Source organism: Methylocella sp., assembly GCA_037200525.1.
GTDB lineage: Bacteria > Pseudomonadota > Alphaproteobacteria > Rhizobiales > Beijerinckiaceae > Methylocapsa.
Genome location: JBBCGG010000001.1, coordinates 3,417,151 through 3,437,245, shown reverse-complemented (window position 1 = coordinate 3,437,245; position 20,095 = coordinate 3,417,151). Strand labels below are relative to the sequence as shown.

General features: G+C 56.6%; 19 protein-coding genes, 2 tRNA genes and 1 pseudogene. 11 read left to right on the top strand and 11 right to left on the bottom strand.

The features are described from left to right. Positions 1-143 precede the first annotated feature (143 nt). Together secY and WDN46_16890 are read left to right on the top strand one after the other, a co-directional pair. Positions 144-1,472 carry a preprotein translocase subunit SecY gene (gene secY, locus WDN46_16895; GenBank protein ID MEJ0095028.1) on the top strand — a complete coding sequence of 443 codons (1,329 nt, stop codon included), beginning with the start codon at positions 144-146 and terminating at the stop codon, positions 1,470-1,472. Next, the gene (locus tag WDN46_16890) at positions 1,469-2,050 is read left to right on the top strand and encodes an adenylate kinase (GenBank protein ID MEJ0095027.1); all 582 of its coding nucleotides are present in this window, start codon (positions 1,469-1,471) and stop codon (positions 2,048-2,050) included. Before secY ends, WDN46_16890 begins: the two co-directional genes overlap by 4 nt. Positions 2,051-2,099: 49 nt before the next feature. On the opposite strand, the gene WDN46_16885 is transcribed toward WDN46_16890, so the two are convergent. Further along, positions 2,100-2,549 (bottom strand): Rrf2 family transcriptional regulator, encoded by a 450-nt coding sequence (locus WDN46_16885; GenBank protein MEJ0095026.1) that lies wholly within the window; start codon positions 2,547-2,549, stop codon positions 2,100-2,102. A gap of 657 nt (positions 2,550-3,206) precedes the next feature. Here WDN46_16885 and WDN46_16880 point away from each other — a divergent pair. From WDN46_16880 to WDN46_16870, 3 genes are read left to right on the top strand one after another with little or no spacing between them, the layout of a single operon-like run. After that, complete coding sequence (locus tag WDN46_16880) at positions 3,207-3,629, top strand: hypothetical protein (protein MEJ0095025.1); 423 nt, start codon at positions 3,207-3,209, stop codon at positions 3,627-3,629. 9 nt (positions 3,630-3,638) lie between these two features. Then, positions 3,639-3,788, top strand: a complete 150-nt coding sequence (locus WDN46_16875) for a DUF5989 family protein (protein MEJ0095024.1) — start codon at positions 3,639-3,641, stop codon at positions 3,786-3,788. Positions 3,789-3,798: 10 nt separating this feature from the next. After that, positions 3,799-5,637 (top strand): carbamoyltransferase, encoded by a 1,839-nt coding sequence (locus WDN46_16870; GenBank protein MEJ0095023.1) that lies wholly within the window; start codon positions 3,799-3,801, stop codon positions 5,635-5,637. A 119-nt stretch (positions 5,638-5,756) separates the two neighbouring features. Here the strand turns inward: WDN46_16870 and WDN46_16865 are convergent, their stop codons facing one another. The 5 genes from WDN46_16865 to WDN46_16845 form a co-directional block, all read right to left on the bottom strand. Then, positions 5,757-6,875, bottom strand: coding sequence for an SGNH/GDSL hydrolase family protein (locus tag WDN46_16865; GenBank protein ID MEJ0095022.1), 1,119 nt, complete (start codon positions 6,873-6,875; stop codon positions 5,757-5,759). A gap of 108 nt (positions 6,876-6,983) precedes the next feature. Further along, positions 6,984-8,159: an SGNH/GDSL hydrolase family protein gene (locus tag WDN46_16860; GenBank protein MEJ0095021.1), complete on the bottom strand. Its 1,176-nt coding sequence runs from the start codon at positions 8,157-8,159 to the stop codon at positions 6,984-6,986. A 49-nt stretch (positions 8,160-8,208) separates the two neighbouring features. Next, complete coding sequence (locus tag WDN46_16855) at positions 8,209-9,351, bottom strand: SGNH/GDSL hydrolase family protein (protein ID MEJ0095020.1); 1,143 nt, start codon at positions 9,349-9,351, stop codon at positions 8,209-8,211. Between the two features lie 82 nt (positions 9,352-9,433). After that, positions 9,434-10,609, bottom strand: a complete 1,176-nt coding sequence (locus tag WDN46_16850) for an SGNH/GDSL hydrolase family protein (protein ID MEJ0095019.1) — start codon at positions 10,607-10,609, stop codon at positions 9,434-9,436. Positions 10,610-10,648: 39 nt separating this feature from the next. Continuing rightward, a complete protein-coding gene (locus WDN46_16845; GenBank protein MEJ0095018.1) occupies positions 10,649-11,839 on the bottom strand; it encodes an SGNH/GDSL hydrolase family protein in 1,191 nt (396 codons plus the stop codon). Positions 11,840-12,308: 469 nt separating this feature from the next. Between WDN46_16845 and WDN46_16840 the strand changes: the two genes are divergently transcribed. From WDN46_16840 to WDN46_16820, 5 genes are all read left to right on the top strand, one after another. Next, positions 12,309-12,857 carry a cold-shock protein gene (locus WDN46_16840; protein MEJ0095017.1) on the top strand — a complete coding sequence of 183 codons (549 nt, stop codon included), beginning with the start codon at positions 12,309-12,311 and terminating at the stop codon, positions 12,855-12,857. A 134-nt stretch (positions 12,858-12,991) separates the two neighbouring features. Then, positions 12,992-13,423 carry a DUF192 domain-containing protein gene (locus tag WDN46_16835; GenBank protein ID MEJ0095016.1) on the top strand — a complete coding sequence of 144 codons (432 nt, stop codon included), beginning with the start codon at positions 12,992-12,994 and terminating at the stop codon, positions 13,421-13,423. Positions 13,424-13,514: 91 nt separating this feature from the next. Then, positions 13,515-13,591: transfer RNA gene (locus WDN46_16830), tRNA-Pro, on the top strand. A gap of 89 nt (positions 13,592-13,680) precedes the next feature. Then, the gene (locus WDN46_16825; GenBank protein MEJ0095015.1) at positions 13,681-13,986 is read left to right on the top strand and encodes an ETC complex I subunit; all 306 of its coding nucleotides are present in this window, start codon (positions 13,681-13,683) and stop codon (positions 13,984-13,986) included. A gap of 21 nt (positions 13,987-14,007) precedes the next feature. Beyond that, positions 14,008-14,084, top strand: a tRNA-Arg gene (locus WDN46_16820). A 71-nt stretch (positions 14,085-14,155) separates the two neighbouring features. On the opposite strand, the gene WDN46_16815 is transcribed toward WDN46_16820, so the two are convergent. The 5 genes and pseudogenes from WDN46_16815 to WDN46_16795 all read right to left on the bottom strand — a co-directional run bounded on the left by WDN46_16815 (position 14,156) and on the right by WDN46_16795 (position 19,070). Next, a complete protein-coding gene (locus WDN46_16815) occupies positions 14,156-15,325 on the bottom strand; it encodes a hypothetical protein (GenBank protein MEJ0095014.1) in 1,170 nt (389 codons plus the stop codon). A gap of 130 nt (positions 15,326-15,455) precedes the next feature. Then, positions 15,456-16,217: pseudogene (locus WDN46_16810) on the bottom strand (IS5 family transposase). A gap of 217 nt (positions 16,218-16,434) precedes the next feature. Continuing rightward, on the bottom strand, positions 16,435-16,911 hold the full coding sequence (locus tag WDN46_16805) for a hypothetical protein (GenBank protein ID MEJ0095013.1): 477 nt from the start codon (positions 16,909-16,911) through the stop codon (positions 16,435-16,437). A 207-nt stretch (positions 16,912-17,118) separates the two neighbouring features. After that, complete coding sequence (locus WDN46_16800) at positions 17,119-17,586, bottom strand: hypothetical protein (GenBank protein ID MEJ0095012.1); 468 nt, start codon at positions 17,584-17,586, stop codon at positions 17,119-17,121. Positions 17,587-17,901: 315 nt separating this feature from the next. Continuing rightward, positions 17,902-19,070, bottom strand: a protein-coding gene (locus WDN46_16795) for an IS3 family transposase (protein ID MEJ0095011.1) whose coding sequence is annotated in 2 segments (ribosomal slippage) — positions 17,902-18,806 and positions 18,806-19,070 — 1,170 coding nt in all. Because the reading frame shifts where the segments join, the coding sequence is not laid out codon by codon here. 67 nt (positions 19,071-19,137) lie between these two features. On the opposite strand from WDN46_16795, the gene WDN46_16790 reads away from it, so the two are divergent. Then, a complete protein-coding gene (locus WDN46_16790) occupies positions 19,138-19,884 on the top strand; it encodes a site-specific integrase (GenBank protein ID MEJ0095010.1) in 747 nt (248 codons plus the stop codon). Positions 19,885-20,095 lie beyond the last annotated feature (211 nt).

The window sequence follows — 20,095 nt, the reverse complement described above, 5'->3', positions numbered from 1 at the left end:
GTTGGCCTATAAGGGTGTTGTTGAGCTGCTCCGACAAGCGCCCGCGGCGTCCGCGGGCTTTTTGTCAAGCTCCTGCAAATCGCTGGGCGAGACTTTGGCTGAAAATAAGCATTCTGGCGCTTGCGGCGCCTGAGGAGCGATGAATGGTATCGGCGGCAGAACAGCTTGCGGCAAACGTAAACTGGGGCGCGTTCGGCAAGGCCGAAGAACTAAAAAAGCGCATCTGGTTTACGCTCGGTGCGCTAATTATTTATCGATTTGGCACCTACATCCCGCTGCCGGGCATAGATCCCGCCGCCTTTGAGGCGAATTTCACCGGCAATAAGCAGGGCGTGCTCGAATTATTTAATATGTTCTCGGGCGGAGCCGTGCAGCGCATGGCCATCTTCGCGCTGAACATCATGCCTTATATCTCCGCCTCGATCATCATTCAGCTTTTGACTTCTGTCTTTCCGACGCTGGAAACGTTGAAGAGGGAAGGCGAGTCGGGGCGCAAGGTCATCAATCAATACACCCGCTATCTGACGGTCGTTCTTGCGGCATTCCAGGCTTATGGAATATCGGTCGGGCTCGAGAGCCAGGCGGGCGTCGTGACAGAACCGGGATTTTTCTTCCGCCTGTCTACAGTGCTGACGCTGATGGGCGGCACGATGTTTTTGATGTGGCTCGGCGAGCAGATTACGTCGCGCGGCATCGGCAACGGCTCGTCGCTGATTATTTTCGCCGGCATTGTCGCGGCTTTCCCTGCCGCCATCATCAATACATTGGAGCTCGGTCGGCAAGGCGCTATCTCGACTGGTCTGATTATCGCCGTACTGGTCATGTCGGTCGGCGTGATCGCCTTCATCGTCTTTATGGAGCGGGCGCAGCGGCGCTTGCTGATCACTTACCCAAAACGGCAACAGGGCAATAAGGTTTATGAGGGGCAGACGTCGTTTCTTCCTCTCAAGCTGAACACGGCTGGCGTCATTCCGCCGATTTTCGCTTCCTCGCTTCTGCTGCTGCCGACGACTATCGCCAATTTCTCGCAAAATCAGAGCGGCGTCATCGGGATCATCTCGACATATCTCGGTCATGGTCGGCCGCTTTATCTGATCTTCTATGTGTCGCTGATCGTCTTTTTCTCATTCTTTTACACCGCGATTGTGTTCAATCCGGTCGAGACCGCGGACAATCTCAAGAAGCATGGCGGCTTCATTCCCGGCATTCGGCCCGGCGAGCGAACTGCCCAATATATCGACTCGATCCTGATGCGGATCACGGTTATCGGAGCCGCCTATCTCGCATTGATTTGTCTTTTGCCTGAAATGCTTATTTCTTATGCGGCGCTTCCGTTCTATTTTGGCGGGACATCGCTTCTCATCGTTGTGAGCGTCACTATGGATACGGTGGCGCAGATCTTGGGTCATCTCCAGGCGCACCAATATGAGGGGTTGGTCAAAAAAGCCAAATTAAGGGGGAGACGTAGATGAGGCTTGTATTTCTTGGACCGCCCGGGGCTGGAAAAGGCACGCAATCGACGCGACTCCAGGAAAAGTACAAAATTCCTCAACTATCTACCGGCGACATGCTGCGCGCGGCGGTAAAGGCGAAGACGCCGATCGGACTTACGGCAAAAGCGGTTATGGATGCGGGCGGCCTTGTGTCAGATGAGACCGTCGTCGGGATTATCGCTGAGCGCATCGATGCGTCGGACGCCAAAGCTGGATTTATTTTAGACGGATTCCCGCGAACGGTTAAACAAGCCGAAGCTTTGACCGCGATCCTTCATGCAAAACACATGGATCTCGATGCGGTGATCGAGCTCAAGGTCGATGATGCAGCTCTGCTGGCTCGGATCGAGCAACGCGCCAAGGATATGACGGCAAGCGGGGAAGTCGTCCGCGCGGATGACAATCCAGAGGCCTTCAAGAAACGCCTCGACGCTTATCATTCGCAGACGGCGGCTGTCTCAGCCTATTACGCCAAGAAAGGCGCATTGAGATCCGTGAATGGCATGGCGCCGATAGAGGCTGTGTCAGCGGCTATCGATCAGGCGCTCCAAGCCTGAAGCCCTCGCCTCGAGCGTTACCCGGCGGCCGTCTCGGGCGCTGCAGACCTCAAATATAGTACATCAAATGTGCTTCATCGCTTTCGCTCAACGCTCGCATCTCTGCGAGCGTACGATTATCGAGGACGGTCGCAATCGCGTTGCGCGCTTCGAGCATGATGAGTCGAACGCTGCAGTGCTTCTCGTCCGGGCAATCGTCGCAGCGCCGATAGGAGGTCTTGCTCGCGCACTGGATTGGCGCGAGCGGGCCATCTAGAACGCGAACGATGTGGCCGATGCGAATGTCGCGCGGAGGCCTTGCTAAGGTATAGCCGCCGCCCTTTCCTTTTTTCGAATTGACGAAACCCGCATTGCGCAGTTCGCCCAGGATCGTATCAAGGAACTTCTTGGGGATTTCGTTCGACACGGCGATATCCGTAACGAGCGTCGCTTCCCCCGGGGGACGTCCGGCCAGATGAACCATGGCCTTCAGACCATATTTACCTTTTTTGGTAAGCATCCGAACTCCGATGGGATTTCTGCGGCGCTATCCAAATCAGGCGCGCAGCGCATTTTTATCCCTTTATCAGCAAATATTAAGGCTTGTCGCAAATGTCCATTATTTTTGTAGGCTTTTCATCTTAAACCACTCATTTTCTACGCGTCGAAGCGTACAGCTGTTTCCATCAGCCAGTTCGGTCGGACGCGGTGGAATGCCAATCAAATGATTGTAGTCAAATAGATGAGCAAAGCGGCGAATGTTAGCCTTTAAGTTGTGGCGAGCTTTGGAAATCGAGATCTTGGCGACGAGACAGGGACGTAGCCATGGAGTGATTCGCAGGCCGCGGTTCCCGAGGGCTTCTTGAACCGAGCCATAAGAAACTTGCGGTCGATTCAGACGCCAGCTTGGTTGAGTGGCTTCTTGACTTTGCAGGCGCGAGAGTACAATCGATCTTCCTTCGGGAGCTTCCCCAGCCGCGCTTGTTCCGACCTCGCGGATACGTCAAAAAGGCGTCGCGCAGGCCTGCGGATTGGGGGACGAAGCTGCCTTCGTGGAAAGATCTGGAGAGCCGGCCGCACATTGATCCTCGTTCCCTCGCGTGGCGGGGAAAGACCCAGCCTTTAGCCGCTATTGGCTCTTCGATTTAAGGCCGCAAAGCAAACCGACTGGACCGTAATGCAAACACATGAAAACGTTTCGAGCTTCCGTAAGGTCGTACTCGGCTCAAATCGGAAATTCGGCCTCACTCTTGGCGCTATATTTGCGCTTTTAGGGGTCTGGCCTGTGGTGCATGGGAATTCGCCGAAATGGGTCCTTCTCGCGCTCGGCGTTGCGCTCGCGGCGTCTGGCTGGCTTAAGCCTGATTGGCTGACGCCACTCAATCGCGCCTGGTTCAAGCTGGGCTTGCTTTTGAACCGAATCGTCAATCCGGTCATTATGGGGCTCATGTTTTTTGTCGCGGTTACGCCGCTTGGCTGGTATCTGCGCAAGAAGGGCGCCGATCTGCTGCGCCTGAAGATGGAGCCCGAAGCCAAGACCTATTGGATCGAACGTCAACCGCTGAGCCCTGGGCAAGGCGCACTGACGAAACAGTTTTGAGGTCAATAAATGTCGATTTTTGCCGAGCTTTTAGAATTTTTGGGCGCGAGAAAGAAATTCTGGCTGCTGCCCCTGCTGGTTCTCTTCCTGATTTTCGGCGGCTTGTTCGTGCTGAGCCAAGGCTCAGTCGTGGCCCCTTTCATCTATACGCTGTTTTGATCGGTTCGCGATGCTGGTCCTTGGCATTTCGGCCTTTTATCACGACAGCGCAGCGGCCCTGATCCGCGATGGCGAGATCATCGCAGCGGTTCAGGAAGAGCGATTCACGCGCAAAAAACATGATCCCGGCTTCCCGGCCAACGCCGTTGCCTATTGCCTCAAAGAGGCAAAAGTTGACGCGGGTTCGGTTGATCGGGTGGTTTTTTACGAAAAGCCCTTTCTGAAATTCGAGCGGCTCATCGAGACGTATCTGGCCTTCGCGCCGGATGGTTTTGCGTCTTTCCGCAAATCGATGCCGCTATGGATCGGAGAGAAGCTGTTTCAGCGCGATCTACTCTTGCGCGAACTCAAAGGCATCGATCCGGCGCTCGGCGACAAGGCAAAGTTGCGCTTCAGCGAACATCATTTTTCGCATGCGGCTTCGGCCTATTATCCGTCGCCATTTCAGTCGGCCCTGGTTTTGACGATGGATGGCGTTGGCGAGTGGGCGACGACCTCGGCGGCGATCGGGGAGGGCGATGCGCTGCGCATCACCAAGGAAGTTCACTTTCCCCATTCCCTCGGATTGCTCTATTCGGCGTTCACCTATTACACCGGGTTCAAGGTCAATTCTGGCGAGTATAAGGTGATGGGTCTCGCGCCGTATGGCGAACCCAAATATGCAAAAGCCATCCTCGAGCATTTGATCGACGTCAAGCCGGATGGTTCATTCAGGCTGAACCAGGATTATTTTGGCTATTCGACCGGCCTCACCATGACCAATAAGCGGTTTGACGCGCTTTTTGGCGGGGCACCGCGTCTTGCGGGTGAGCCGCTTGACCAGCGCCACATGGATCTCGCGGCCTCCGTCCAGGCCGTGACGGAAGAAGTGGTGCTGCGCTTGACCCGATCGCTTGCGGCGGAAACGGGTCTGCGCAATCTCTGCCTCGCCGGAGGGGTGGCGCTGAATTGTGTTGCCAATGGCAAAGTCTTGCGCGACGGACGGTTCGACAAAATTTTCATCCAGCCAGCGGCCGGCGATGCGGGAGGGGCGCTTGGCGCAGCTCTGGCGGTCTATTATAGCGAGAACAGCGGGCGCGCGGTCAAAAGCGTCAAACAACCCGACTCGATGCAGGGAGCCTATCTAGGCCCAAGCTACGCCCAGAGCGATATTGAACAGAGGTTGAAGGCTGCCGGCGCGATTTTCAGCGTCGTCGACGACGAGCAATTGATTGAGGAGACTGCGGCCGCGCTGGTCGGCGGGCAGGCGGTCGGCTGGCACCAAGGGCGGATGGAGTTCGGCCCGCGCTCGCTGGGCAATCGCTCGATCCTTGGCGATCCGCGCTCGCCGACCATGCAGAAAGCGCTCAATCTTAAAGTGAAGTACCGCGAGAGTTTTCGTCCCTTCGCGCCGTCTGTGCTGCGTGAGCGCGTCGTGGACTGGTTCGAACTCGATGCGGATTCGCCCTATATGCTGCTTGTGGCTCCGGTAGACTCCGATCGATGCCGCAAAATGTCTGACGACGAGCAGGCGCTTTTTGGCATCGATAAGCTGAATGTGCTGCGCTCCGACATTCCGGCGGTCACCCATGTCGATTATTCGGCGCGCGTGCAGACCGTCCACAAGGAGACTAATCCGCGCTACCACGCGCTAATCAGTCGCTTCGAGGACCTGACCGGATGTCCTGTGCTCATCAATACGAGCTTTAACGTCCGCGGCGAGCCGATCGTCAATACGCCCGAGGACGCCTTCCGCTGTTTCATGGGCAGCGAAATAGAGTTTCTCGCGGTCGGGAACTGCATACTTCATAAGGATCAGCAAAACCCTGAATTGAAGCTCGACTATAAGAACGCCTTCGAACTCGACTGACGCATTTTTGGGAGTTCATCTCTCGCGCTGAAGTTCAGGCTGCCTGACTTGGACTTTCGATCCCGGCGTTAGCCGAGATCGATGCGCTTATCAGCATAAGGGGCTCGGGTTTGTCGGCTCTAGTCGAGTTGTGACAACAGCGCCCCGGACATGTGCTGTTCTATATAATGTTTCAGCATCAAGGCCCTGAGATGATTGGCTAAAGGCGTTGGATGGCCGTCGCCCGGAATGCTGATCGTCGCGCCATCGGCCTGTTCTTTGAGCAAAGACACATCAATGACGTCGGCTCCGCCCTCGCGCAGACGTTCGATGATCGAGTCATTGCTGAAGCCTGTCCCGCGCAGGTAGCCTTCAGGAGCCTGAATAAAAGGAATCAGCGTCGGGACGCCATATTTTTCTTTGGCCAAGGTCACGGCTGCTAATAAGATTCGAAGATAAACGTCGATCTCGTCGTGACTGACTTTTTGACGGTAAGGGTCTAGGATCGCGCGATAAGCGGCGGAGTTCCACAAGAATTCCCTTAGCTGCAGGGCGGCTCCTTCAAAACAAGGCCCTTTGAATGCGACCTCGCCATTCTCGAGCGCATAGCGCGGCGCGCTTAAAACCCATGAGGCCTTGCACGAAGTTCGCTCAGCATGCCACGGAGAAGTAAGGAAAATAAAGAGTTTTGGCTGTGGACCAATGGCGGCGTCATAGAGGCCTGTTTGCATTTCACGCAAAAAATGCTGCGGACCATAACCGGAGAAGGCGAGATTGATCACGCGCTCCTTGGCGCGTAGCGAATCGGCGAAGAGTTGCGGCAGCGTGTCGGCGTCGTTCAGGCCGACACCGAAGGTGATGGAGTCGCCGAAGAAGGCGATTGTCGAATCGGTCTGGCTCGAATCCGTTTGCCGAAGCAAGTTTTGGTCGATGGTATAGTCGGCGCTGTAGATTGTCGCGCCAGTGTGCGGATCGGTTTTTTTGGAACTATAGCGGCCTGCGCGCTCGGGGCCCCAACCAATGATAGGCCGATAAACCGACCACCCTTGCGTCGAGACGATCTGTTGCGTTGGCTCCCATAGCGCTGCCGCAGCCTCGATCAGGCAGAGGCCGAAGGTCAGCGACGCGAAGATCAGCAGACAATCCCGTGCGATGCCGCGCGCCAAGGACGCCAGATCGACGACAAGCAAAAAAAACAGGGAGAAAGTGATCAATCGGAACAGGCCAAGAGACCGCGCTTTCTCCACCGATATGATCAAGCAAACCAGAATTGGAATCGCGGCGAGACGAATCCAAAAGCCGAGCTTGCTGGCCGCAGCCGGGTCGAACTTTGGACTGCGCGGCGAGGCAAAAATATTCAGATTGGTTTACTCCAGCTTTGACAGCAGAACGTCTGAGATGTGCTGTTGGATGAAGGTCTTGAGCATTCCGGCCCTGATGCGATTGGCGAGCGGCGTCGGGTGACCATCGCCCGGAATTTTGAGCGGGCTCTCATTGCCCGCCTTTTGGTCGATGGAGACATCGATGACGATGGCCCCGCCATCCGTCAGCCGCTGAATGATTGCCTCATCGCTGAAACCTGTCCCGGCGAAATAGTCTTCTTTCTCCGGGATGTAAGGGATCAGCGTCGGAACTCCGTATTTTTCCTTGGCGAGTTTCACCGCGGCTAATACGATTCGGATGTAGAGCTCGATATCGTCATGGCTCATTTTTTGACGAAACGGCTCGACGAATAAGCGATACGACGCGCTATTCCATAAAAATTGTTGCGCCCAAAGCCCTAGCCCTTCGTAGCAGGCACCCTTGAATACGAGTTGGTCGTTCTCAACTGCATAGAGCGGCGCATGGGCTCCCCAGGAATATTTGCAAGCGGTGCGTTCCGCATGCCAGACGGCCGTCATGAAAATAAATAGCTTCGGTTGCGGGCCGATGACGGAATCATAGAGACCCGTCTGCATTTCGCGCAGAAACTGCTGCGGTCCAAAGCCGCCGACGCCGAGGTTGAGAACGCGCTGCTTGCGATCCAGCGAATCGGCGAACAACTGCGGCAGCGTATCGGCGTCGTTCACGCCAAAACCAAAAGTAAAAGAATCGCCAAAAAAAACAATCGCAGGACCGGTCTTGGCCGAGTTCGTCTGCCGCAGCAAATTTGAATCGATTGTGTAATCGGCGCTGTAGATCGTCGCGCCGGTCTTCGGATCGGTCCTCACAGCATGGTAGCGTCCTGGGTGTTCGGCTCCCCATCCGGTGATCGGTTGGAAAACCGACCAACCTGGGGTCACGACCAGCATTTGTTTGACCTCCAAGGCCGTTGCGGCGCCTTCGATGAGAGAGAGACCGAAAACGAGGGAGGCGAGCGCAAGCGCCAAGTCTCGCGATTTGCCGCGCATGAGCGAGGCGACATCGGCGAGAAGAAAAAAAGCCAGAATGAGGCTGACGAGCCGAAAGAATGTGAACGGCTGCCTCGTCTCGATCCATGCGATCAGGCCGATTATAATCGGCATCGCCGCGAAGCGGAGCGCGGTTGAAGGCATTTTCGGCATTGCTATATTCGATTTTGAGTCAGGCATTTGACGACTTGTCCATCGCGCATCATTCCAGTTTGGACAGCAATACCCCTGGTATGTGCTGCTCGATGTAATTTTTGAGCATCTCGGCCCTCATGCGGTTAGCCAAGGGCGTTGGATGACCATCGCCGACGATGCTGAGCTTGGCCCCTTCGGCTTCTTCTTTCCTGAGCGACATATCGAGCACGATGGCGCCGGAGTCCTGCAGGCGTTTGATAATGATGTCATCGGTGAAGCCGGTTGCAGTCAGGTAACTGCCCCATGCTCGAATGTAAGGGATGATCGTCGGGACGCCGTACTTCTCCTTGCCGAGCTTCACGGACGCCGCCAAGGTCTTGATATACAGTTCGATATCGTCATGGCTCACGCCTTGGCCAATGGGCGCGACGAACCGTCGATAGAACGCCGCATTCTCGAGCCATCCGCGCCACCAAAGAGCGACGCCTTCATAACAAGGCCCTTTGAATGCGACCTCGCCATTTTCGAGCACATAGCGCGGCCCGGTCGACACCCAGATCGGTCTGCAGGTCATACGCTCGGCGTGCCAGGGCGCCGTCATATAAATGAACACGCGCGCGCGCGAACCAATCAGCGGATCGTAAATGCCGGATTCGAGTTCTCGCAAAAAGTGCTGGGGACCATGGCCGCCAAAGGCGACGTTCAGAACGCGCTGCTTCGGGTCGAGCGAATCGGCGAAAAGTTGCGGCATCGTATCAGCGTCCGCAACTCCAACCCCAAACGTCATGGAATCTCCGAAAAAGACGATCGTCGGCTCTCTGTCGCTGGAGTGCATCGCGCGCAGAAAATTGGAATTTATGGTGTAGTTCGCGCTGTAGATCGTCGCTCCGGTCTTTGGGTCTCTCTTCTCGTCATGGAATACCCCCGGATGGTTTGGTCCGGCGCCGATGATTGGCTGCTTTCCGTACAAGCCTCTGTCGATCGAGATCCATGTTCTGGGCTCCAGAATATTTGCCGCAGCTTCCACCAGGCAAAGTCCGAAGACGAGCGACGCCAAGACCATCACGCCGTCGCGCGCCGCGCCGCGCGTCAGCGAAGCGATGTTGGCGACGAGGAGGAATAAAAGAACGAATGAAAGCAGCCGAAACCCATGAAAGGCGCCGGCCAACTCGTTCAAAATGATCAGCCCCACCAGAACAGGAGCTGCCACAAACTGACGCCTGCGGGGAAGCCTTATGACCATGACAAAAGGAACCGTGCTGTGTGCGAGCGATGCGGACGAACGGAAAACGTCACTTCAGTCCCGAAAGGAGAGGACCGGACAAGGGCTGCTCGATATATTTTTTGAGCATTGACGCCCGGAGGCGATGGGCGAGGGGCGTCGGGTGGCCGTCGCCCTTGATGCTGATCGTAGCGCCATCGGCTTCCTCCGCCTGGAGAGAAACGTCGATGACCGCGGCGCCGCTATTTTTCAGGCGATCCATAATGGCTTCATTGCTGATGCCTGAAGCGCGCAGATATTCTGGCGGCGTGCGAATGTAAGGAATGAGCGTTGTTACGCCGTATTTATCTTTCGCCAGTCTCACCGCCGCCTCCAGGATGCGGACATAAAGATCGACGTCATTGCGATTAACCTCATGGCGATAGGGCTCAATAAAGACGCGATAAGCCGCCGTGTTCTCGAGCCATTGCCGCAACCATAGGCTCGCTCCTTCGTTGCAAGCGCCTTGATATGCGACCTCTCCGTTCACAAGCGCGTAGCGCGGCGCAAAGGGCGTCCAATAGGCTTTGCATGCGGTCCGCTCGGCATGCCAGGGAGCCGTCATGAAAATGAAAAGCTTCGGATCCGTACCGATGAGGGCGTCGAAGCGGCTTGTCTCCATTTCGCGCAGGAATTGCTGCGGTCCATAGCCCGTGAATGCAAGGTTGACGACGCGTAGCTTCGGCTCCAGCGTGTCGGCTAGAACCTGCGGCATCGTTTCGGAGTCCGACACGCCGTCTCCGAACGTGTAGGAATCACCAAAAAAAACGATCGCCGGACCAGTTTGAATCGAGTGAGTCTCACGCAGCAGATTCGAATCAATCGTATAGTCGGCGGTATAGATAGTCGCCCCGATGGTCGGGTCCCGTTTCTCCGCATGGAAACGTCCTGGACGGTCCGGCCCCCATCCCATGATCGGCTGGCGCACCGACCAGCCTTGCGTCATGTTGATCGATGACTTCGGCTCCAAGGCGTTGGCCCCGGCCTCGATGACGCAGATCCCGAAGGCGAACGAGGCGAGGATCAGCAGGAGATCGCGCGATTTGCCGCGCAAAATGAAGGCGAGGTCGGCGAGCAGCAAAAACACGAAGATGAAGGTCAGCAGCCGAAATAGCGGGAGAGGATGCTTCAATTCCATCAGCGTTATAAGGCCGACCAAAATAGGCAGCGCGGCGAACCTTAGCTTGGTGAAGAGCCGCTTATCCATAGGCGAAGGATCCTGATTCGCTCATGATTTTAGGATGATCTAATTTTGCTGCCGCAGTCCAGATCCTGAAAGCGAAACGTCGGCTAAGCGCTGTTCAATATAGGTTTTGAGCATCGATGTCCTGAGACGATTGGCGAGAGGCGTTGGATGGCCGTCCCCGGGGATGCTGATGACCGCCCCGCCGGCTTGCTCGTCGAGAAGAGACGCATCAATGACGATCGCCCCTGCATTTTGCAGGCGCTCGATGACTTCCTCATTGGTGAATCCCGTCGTGCTCAGATAATCCTTCGATACTCGCAGATATGGGACAAGCGTTGCGACCCCGTATTTTTCCTTGGCGAGCCTCACCGCCGCCTCCAAGATCCGTATATAGAGCTCTACGTCCTCATGATTGATGGCGGTGCGATAGGGCTCGATAAACATGCGATAAGCCGCTGTGTTCTGAAGAAACTCCCGCGCCAGTCGGCTGGCTCCTTCATTGCAAGCTCCCTTGAAGACGACTTTGCCGTTCTCCAGGGCATAACGCGGCGCATGTGGCGTCCAATAGGCTTTGCAGGCGGTGCGCTCGGCATGCCAGACAGCCGTCATGAAGATAAATAGTTTGGGATGAGGCCCGATGACGGAATCGAAACGGCCAACCTCCATCTCCCGCAGGAATTGCTGCGGTCCGTAACCGGTGAAGGCGAGATTGACGACGCGCTGCTTGGGGTCGAGCGAATCGGCCAACATCTGCGGCAGCGCGTCGGCGTCATTGACGCCATCGCCGAATGTGTAGGAATCGCCGAAAAATACGATCGCCGGACCGCTTTCGATTGAATGAGTTTGCCGCAGCAGATCCGAATCGATCGTGTAATCGGCGCCATAGATGGAGGGGCCGGCTTCCGAATAGCGCTTGTCGGCATGAAAGCGTCCGGCATGCTCTGGCCCCCACCCCATGATCGGTTGGCGAACCGACTCGCCGGGGGTCACCTGGAGCCAAGTCTTGGCGGCCAAGATATCCGCAGTCGCTTCAAGGATGCAAAGGCCTAAGACAATTGAGGCGAGAACGATCTGAAAATCGCGGGCTTTGCCGCGCGTAAGCGAAGCGATGTCGACAAGCAGCAAGAAGACAAAGATGAACGTGAACAGCCGATAGAATTGGCCAAGATGTTTCACCTCCATCAGCGCGATGAGGGCGATCAAAATAGGGATCGCCGCGGCGCGCAGCGGGATGGAAAACCTTCTGGCCATATGCGGCTGCAGCCCTGTTCCAAATTAGTGAGCGGAGCGCGCTGATACTATGTTTGCTGGTCTTGTGTCCACCTAGCTCAACTTGAGTCTGGTTCAATTTTTGTTAAGATTCGTATTAGAACACCAATCCCGAAAGAAAAAGCGCAGCCTTTTTGCGATCATGCGTTGAAACAGAAAGATGCGGCGCGCGATCAATTTGACTTGAAGCTCTGTTCCGGGTCGCGTTCCCTTCGCTTTGACGCGGCATGCGCCATCGTTTCCAAAAATCCCGCTCGAGCTTTTTTAAGTCATCCACACCTTCCTGCGCTTTCCGGCTGTCGCTATGGCGGGGCGATGATATCCTGCGGAGAGTTGAGGTTTGCCGGCGGATGATTCGGCTGCGCCGCGCAATTTTCGACGCCGCGCCAGCGCATTCTTGGGAGATTGCTCCTTGGACGAAAAATGCTCCGCCAAAAATCCGGGCTCATTTCTGTTCGATTTGGACGCCAAGGCTGCTCCCTTCGAACCGCACGATCTTTTCGAGATTTCCGGCCGGATCAAATGGTTCGACGTGGTCAAGGGCTATGGCTTCATCGCCCCGGATAATGGCGGTCCCGACGTCCTTTTGCACATCACGACCTTGCACCGGGACGGCTTTGCTAATGCCGCCGAAGGAGCCGCGATTGTTTGTGAGGCGGTTCGCCGCGCAAAGGGACTTCAGGTGCTAAAAATCGTTTCAATGGATCGATCGTTGGCGCATCCTTCAGAAAGCCAACCGCGCACCCACGTCAAGGTGACGCCGACGAGCGGCTTCGAAATCGTCGTGGTCAAATGGTTTAATCGCGTGCGGGGGTTCGGATTTGTCACCCGCGGCGATGGGACCACAGATATTTTTATACACATGGAAACCTTGCGCCATTATGGCATTGCGGATTTACATCCGGGCGAAAGCCTCCTCGTGCGTTTCGGCGACGGTCCGAAGGGATTGATGGCGGCGGAAGTGCGGCCGCTGAACGCCGCGCCGTCTCTGTCGCATTGACCTGGCCCCTTCAAAAACGCAAAACCTGCTAGGGCCGAGTTCGCGAGGGTAGATATTTGAAAAAACAATTGACCTTGGGGAGCGGCCGCGGCGCTCCTGCGCGGTCTTCTTTTCGGACCATTCTGTTGGCGTTGCTGGCGATTTTCTCGGCTTTGGCTGGGCGCGTTGAGGCGGAAGATGCGCGGGCGGCGCTGGAGAAGCTCGAAATCGTCACATCGAGCGGGGCGCATCAATTTTCTGTCGAAGTCATGCGCACGCAGGCTCAGCGCGAGCGGGGCCTCATGTTCCGCAGGAGCCTGCCGGCGGATCAAGGCATGCTGTTTGATTTTCAGGTCGAGCAGCCAGTTGCAATGTGGATGAAAAATACATTTTTGCCGCTCGACATGGTTTTCATCTCCAAGACGGGCAAGGTAGTGGCGCTAGCGGAAAACACCGAACCTTTGTCGCGGGCGATTATTCCTTCCGGGGGGCCGGTCTATAGCGTTCTTGAGGTCAACGCCGGCTCCGCCGCCAGAATCGGCTTGAAGATCGGCGATAGCGTGCGGCATCCGCTTTTTGGCAAATGATTGCGAAGTTCTCCACAGCCGCGCGTAAAACTTGTTCGCAGTAGAGCCGCGTGATAGCGAGAAGCGCGATGGTGCCGAAGGGCTTTCGATGCGGGGTATAGCGCAGTCTGGTAGCGCGGAAGTTTTGGGAACTTCAGGTCGCAGGTTCGAATCCTGCTGCCCCGACCACTATGGAACCGTGCCGTTGCGTTTAGGATCAGCGCCGCTTGAGGCAGCCGCATAGACGCCTAAAATGTTCTGAAGTGGGAACGCTCGATATGACCGCACGCATTTACCGTCCCGCCAAAACAGCGACCCAGTCGGGAAACGCGCGAACCAAGCAATGGGTGCTGGAATTCGAGCCGGAATCGGCGCGCCAGATCGATCCGCTGATGGGTTGGACGAGTTCAGGCGATATGAAGAGCCAGGTGCGGTTGCGTTTCGGCGACAAGGAAGAAGCGATCGCCTACGCGCAAAAGAATCGCCTCGCCTATCGCGTCGAGGAGCCGAAATCCGATCCCCGTAAAATCCTTTCATATTCGGATAATTTCAAATCTACCCGGCTCGGCCAATGGACTCATTGAATTCGAGGCAAAGGCCGGCTTGACTCCGTAGCTCAGCTGGATAGAGCAGCCGCCTTCTAAGCGGCAGGTCGCAGGTTCGAACCCTGCCGGAGTCGCCATAAAATCAATGACTTAGCCGATTTTCTCATTTTACTTTTCCACTTTTTGGCGGAAGCTTTTCCACTTTTAATCACTTTTTGTTCGCTTCGCGCACTGCTTTCCGCCCCACAATTCGTGCTGCGTCGGCGCGGCGAACGTTCGCCAAATCAACTGGCTGATAGGTTTTTTGCAACTTATCGGACGTGTTGATGCTGTTGCCCATTTTGTCGGCAAGTGCTTTGGAATCGACGCCGCCGGCGGCGGCCTCCATCGCGCCGGATCGACGGAGATCGCGAAGTTGGCGCAGATCGCCGGCAAAGGATGCTTTCATAAGCGCACGGAAGTCGTCGGGGAGGGTGTCTTCCCGATATGGCGCGCCGGATCGATTGCGGAACAGGAACGCTTCGTCGAGCAGCTCGACGCCGCGCTCGGCGAGGTAAGCCGAGACGAGCCTGTCGGTGCGCTTGGAGATCGTTCCCATGACCGCGACACCCGTCTTCGACCGGCCCTCGATCGACAGATCGAAGTACCGACCGCCTGCCGATTCGACCATATGGCGCTTCCGCAGCTTTCGCACGTCGCCGGGAGAAAGCTGGGAATCCCAGCAAATGGCTATGATGCAGGCGAGCCCTTTATAGCCGGACCGCCAAGCCTGTTTGACCCGGAGAACAACCTCGCCGTGGACAAACCTCTGGTTTCTAGCTTTGGGAGCATGATTTCGAATCGCCAGCGAAGGGTCCTTTGTGGCGTCGCAATATTGCATCGCGGCCATGATTTTCCACAGGCGCCGCCAAATTTTGATCGCGCGGTGCGCCGTGTCGAGCCCGGAGTCTTCCAGGATAGCCTGATGCCACGCGGAGAGGGCGTCAAAGCCAATGGTGCGGGGATTTGCGCGGCCGAACACCGGCTCGATCCTAAAACGCCAAGCTGGCCACCATTCACCATTGCGGGTTTTGGGCGAAAGGTCCGCCCATTGCTTTGTGAAAATCCATTTTTGGAAAGCCTCACCCATCGATCCGGGCGGATATCGCTTTCCAGCCGTCGCTTGGTCGCGGCTGACCTTTACGTTCGGAGCGGTATCCTCGCCCCGCTTGTAGCGGCACCAATGTTCGTAAAGCCGCAGCGCTTCTTGCCGCGCTTTCTCAAGATCCGTTCCCAAAGGCTTTTGAAGAAAGCCTTCGGCCTGCATTTCCGGTTTGGGAATCCAATAATAGCCGCTGCGGCGCGTTTTAAGGTACGGGATTTTCACGCTTTTTGCCACTATGTCGCCACGAATTAAGGTTCTCCTGCCACATTCTGGAAGAATCTTCTGCAGATTGATCTTTTGTCAATCCCGAAATGGGATTTATATTTCTTGCCGCCGGCCAGCGGTCTATCGCTAAGAGGTCGTACTAAGGCGTGGACTCATTAGCGCGCAGCCAAATCCGGATTGATGCGAGCTTGATGAAGGCCAGGTAGTTGGTCGCGAGTTTGTCGTATCGGGTCGCGACACGCCGACACTGCTTGATCTTGTTGAAGAACCGTTCGATCAGGTTTCGGGCGCGATACAGATAAGGGCTAAAGCAGATCGGGTCTTTGCGATTTCGTTTCGGCGGGATGTTAGCCTATGCTCCTTGCCGGCGAGCAAGCTCCCTGATCCAGTCTGCATCGTATCCGCGATCCGCGAGCAACATCGTTCGTGGAAGCAACCCGCCGAGAAGAACCGAACACAGCCGATTGTCGTGTGCCTCACCGGGCGTCAGCGCGAGATGGACAGGCAGCCCGTTGGTGTCCGCGACCGCGTGAATCTTGCTTGTCAGACCGCCTCGCGACCGGCCTACATGTTGCTGATTGTTATCAGTGATGCAGGCTCCGTGCTGGTGCACGCGCACGACGGAAGTATCGATCATCTACACCGCCGCATCATGACCGGCGGCGAGCGTATCCATGATCCGGTCCCAGACGCCAGCCCGCCGCCAACGAACGAAGCGATTGTAACAAGTGGTGCGAGGACCGTATATCTCGGGCAGGTCGCGCCATGGCGCACCTGAACGAAGAACCCAAAAGATGCCATTGAGCACGCGACGGTCATTAACACGCCGGACGCCGCGCGTCTTGTTCGGCAGCATCGGCTTGATGGCGGTCCATTCACAATCGCTGAGTTCGTAGAGCATGATTCGAGGCTCCGGTTTCGGAGCTTGAATCACGTCTCAGACAGCGCCATCAACCTGCCATGGCCCTATAGCGTTGCCGCTAATGCTCTGAATTTACTTCCGCTCAGCGTCATAGCGGACATAGCCGGACTTGCTACTGGCTCGACCGAATCGCGAAAGACCCAAAGCGGAAGTCGGGTTTATTGACGAACCGCCGCTATCACCGGCACGGATTGAATCAAAATTTCCGACTGTCGTAGGCCCAATGAAGCAGGGCCTGTCGTTGACGTTTGCGGCAGGTTTGGTCACCTCGCTCGCAGTTAAGTTCGATCTGTCTGATGTGTCTTCGCATTGCCTTCCACCGCCTAATCTGTCGAAGGTCTTCCTGCGGCATTCGGCGGCCAATATAATATCGACAGTACCATTGAAACCAGCCGCGTGGATCATCGGGGTGTATCCATCCCTTCATCCGCCATACAGACAATGGTTGGCTGGCATCGATGCCGAAGTAGTTGAGCGAGGGGTCGGGGGCATTTCTGGCAAGTTTTGCATTTTCGAACCAACTCTTGGGGAATTCTTTTCGTGTGTCGGTCATGTACTTGCCACAGAATACACCCAGTCGTAACATCTCTTTGGGAGTTAACTGTGGACCGAACTCCGGATCGAAATTGCGGCCTGGCCGTTTCGTAAGTTGATAGCGGTATCCCCTTTGCATCTTGTCATTCACTATAACCGTTCTCATTCGGCACCTTTGCGCAAAATCCCGATATCGCAAGCTTCGCCAATGACTGCTGTTGGCACATCGTGTCATTTCGCTGCGCCGCGGAATTTGGTCGCTATCGGAGCATAGCGGACTCCGGCGAGCCGTCCACCCGGCAGATTTATGAGTTCACGGCCTAGCTTGGCCTCAAGCACTTCCCTCTCAATGATCTTTCTGTTTTAAATCCATCCATCGAAATCGTAGTGCAACATTTCGGATTGCCAACCGCCAACCGAATGATTGCTGAACACATTCGGCGTCGCCTGATGCTCGATGGGCAAGCGAGCACCGGCGGCGGTCCAACAGCAGATCGTAGCGCTTCAGCTCGCCCTCGAGCGAGCCGTGTCCGTCAAACGGTGCGTAATAATGCGGCGCACCGCGCGCGGGGCCTTTTTGTGGATGTTGATAGCCCGTCGTCTCGCAACGCGGCGCTAGCCCAAGCAAAACTGTTTTGCAATGAGATTCCATAAACGCCGTAGCAGATTTGTGTTTCGAAGGATTTGGAGGCGCCCAACCATTGCGGTCAGCCGAATCCGTAAAACCCGATCGTTGACGGCTCGAGAAACGCGCGATCGAGGTAGGATCCTGAAGACCGGAGCGGCGCGAGGAGCGAGCCGGGCAGAAATTCACTGTTCGCGACGCGCCGCCGCAGGCGGTATAGAGAAGCGCGCCACGGGACTTTCGAAGCCGAACGCGGAGGCCAAAAAGTAGAGAAAAATTGGGGGGGGGAAGGATCCGATTCCTAAAGCAAAATCTTTTTACATAGCAAAACTGTTTTGCTTAGCGCTTGTTAGTGTGGCTAATCATTTCGCGCGCGTAAGGGATTAGCGAACCTAGAGGGGGTACATGGGAGTGTCCTCTGGGAGGACACCCTCACATGTACCACCCGCTGATAGGTCTTATGCATCTATTGGCCTGCCCCCATGGGGTGATCCAGTTTGAATGTTAGTGCATTGTCGGCCCTGGCGCTATTGCTGGCGTGGCGGGCGAAGCTGGTCCGGATTGCGAAGCCGGCCATTGCAGGGTCTCCGGGGCTGGCGGCTTGTAGCCCAGCGATGAGTGCGGGCGCACGGTGTTGTAGTGGCGTCGCCATCGCTCAATGACGACCTTCGCCTCCTTGAGAGTGTAGAAGATTTCACCATTCAAAAGCTCGTCGCGCAGCTTCGAGTTGAAGCTCTCGCAATAGCCGTTCTCCCAGGGACTGCCCGGCATGATGTAGGCGGTCTTCGCGCCGACGGCGGCAATCCAGTCACGCAACGCCTTGGCGATGAACTCCGGGCCGTTGTCGGAACGAATGTGGACCGGAACCCCTCGCAAGATGAAGAGGTCCGAGAGAACGTCGATGACGTCCGCTGCCTTCAGCTGCCGGTTAATCCTGATCGCGATGCATTCGCGGGTAAATTCGTCGATGATATTCAGCATGCGATATTTCCTGCCATCATGAGTGCGGTCCTCGACGAAGTCATAGGACCAGACGTGGTTGGGGCATTGCGGGCGCAGCCGGACGCACGAGCCGTCATTGAGCCAGAGACGCCCGCGCTTGGGTTGTCTGGCCGGAACTTTCAGCCCCTCGCGTCGCCAGATCCGCTCGACCCGTTTGACGTTGACCTTCCAGCCTCGCTCCCACAACATCGCCGTGATGCGGCGGTAGCCATAGCGGCCGTACTGGATGGCGAGCGCCGTGATGTCGGCGGTCAATGCCGCTTCGTCATCGGGCTTGGTCGGAACCTTGCGCTGCGTGGAGCGATGCTGACCGAGAACCCGGCAAGCGAACCGCTCGGAAACGCCATGTTCGGCGATCACATGCTCCACGCAGGCGCGACGACGCGCGGAGCTCAGAAGTTTCCCGAGGCAGCCTCTTTCAGGATCAGCTTCTCAAGCGTCAAATCGGACACCGCTCGACGGAGCCGCGTATTCTCCGCCTCCAGCTCCTTCAGCCGCTTCACCTGATCGCCCTTCAGGCCGCCGTATTCCGACCGCCATCGATAGTATGTAACTTCCGTCACCCCTATCGAGCGGATCGCCTCCGCGACCGGTCGCCCTTGCGCGCTAAGCACTTCGACTTGCCGTAGCTTCGCGACGATCTCTTCCGCCTTGTGTCTTTTCCTCGGCATTGCGCAGTCCTCCATCAGGCTCATAAGCCCATACTTCACGGAGGATCACTTTTCAGGGGGCAGACCAGTGAAACGCGGGCACAATCCGGCGGCCCATATCGAGGCCTTCCGCGAGCAGCGCCGCGAGCGCTTCCTCACATCAGAAGAGCTTGCGCGTCTCGGCGACGCCGTCCGCGAGGCGGAAACCACAGGGATCCCATGGCAAATCGACGCTACGAAGCCAACGGCCAAGCACGTTCCGAAGAAGAATCGCGTGACCAACATTGGTCCGCACGCCGCGGCTGCTCTCCGGCTCCTTATCCTCACCGGCGCCCGTCTACGCGAAATCCTCGAGCTTAAGTGGGATTATGTCGATATCGAGCGGGGTTTGTTACTGCTGCCGGACAGCAAGACTGGCCGCAAAACCATTGTGCTCAACGCACCAGCTATGAAGGTGCTGGCGGACTTGCCGCGGATGGGCGTCTACGTCATCGCCGGCCAAAGCAGCGGCGCCGATCGCGAAACTCCACGCGCTGACCTCCATCGTCCTTGGATTCTCGTCGCAAAGCGCGCTGGCCTGATCGGCGTGCGCCTCCACGACCTGCGGCACACATACGCCAGCTTTGGCGCCGGCGCTGGGCTTGGGCTGCCGATTATCGGTAAATTGCTTGGCCACGCGCAAGCGACGACAGTCGCCCGCTACGCTCATCTTGACGCAGACCCACTGCGCCGGGCCTCGGAGCAAATCGGCGGCATGTTGATCACCGCAATGGGAGAGTCGGACAAGGGCGCCGCAGATGTGGTTGTGCCGCTGAGACGCGTGGACCGAATGTAAAGGGTGAACAGGGCGTTGAAGCGGGAGCTGGTCTCCTGGCGGAGTCCGCGACACATGCCATTTCCGCTGATAAATATAATGCTGTGCGGTTGTTGCCGGAAGCGGACTGGCGGCGGTTCAGGCGCTACGGCGTGTTGGAACGCCATTATCTGCGCGAACCGTGAATCGCAAATTGGGAGTCCGATCTACAGGGCTTCGCAGGAGGCAATAG

Coding starts and splice junctions, on each gene's coding strand:
- secY (MEJ0095028.1), top strand. CDS start 144: ATGGTATCGGCGGCAGAACAGCTTGCGGCAAACGTAAACTGGGGCGCG.
- WDN46_16890 (MEJ0095027.1), top strand. CDS start 1,469: ATGAGGCTTGTATTTCTTGGACCGCCCGGGGCTGGAAAAGGCACGCAA.
- WDN46_16885 (MEJ0095026.1), bottom strand. CDS start 2,549: ATGCTTACCAAAAAAGGTAAATATGGTCTGAAGGCCATGGTTCATCTG.
- WDN46_16880 (MEJ0095025.1), top strand. CDS start 3,207: ATGCAAACACATGAAAACGTTTCGAGCTTCCGTAAGGTCGTACTCGGC.
- WDN46_16875 (MEJ0095024.1), top strand. CDS start 3,639: ATGTCGATTTTTGCCGAGCTTTTAGAATTTTTGGGCGCGAGAAAGAAA.
- WDN46_16870 (MEJ0095023.1), top strand. CDS start 3,799: ATGCTGGTCCTTGGCATTTCGGCCTTTTATCACGACAGCGCAGCGGCC.
- WDN46_16860 (MEJ0095021.1), bottom strand. CDS start 8,159: ATGCCGAAAATGCCTTCAACCGCGCTCCGCTTCGCGGCGATGCCGATT.
- WDN46_16850 (MEJ0095019.1), bottom strand. CDS start 10,609: ATGGATAAGCGGCTCTTCACCAAGCTAAGGTTCGCCGCGCTGCCTATT.
- WDN46_16845 (MEJ0095018.1), bottom strand. CDS start 11,839: ATGGCCAGAAGGTTTTCCATCCCGCTGCGCGCCGCGGCGATCCCTATT.
- WDN46_16825 (MEJ0095015.1), top strand. CDS start 13,681: ATGACCGCACGCATTTACCGTCCCGCCAAAACAGCGACCCAGTCGGGA.
- WDN46_16805 (MEJ0095013.1), bottom strand. CDS start 16,911: ATGCAAAGGGGATACCGCTATCAACTTACGAAACGGCCAGGCCGCAAT.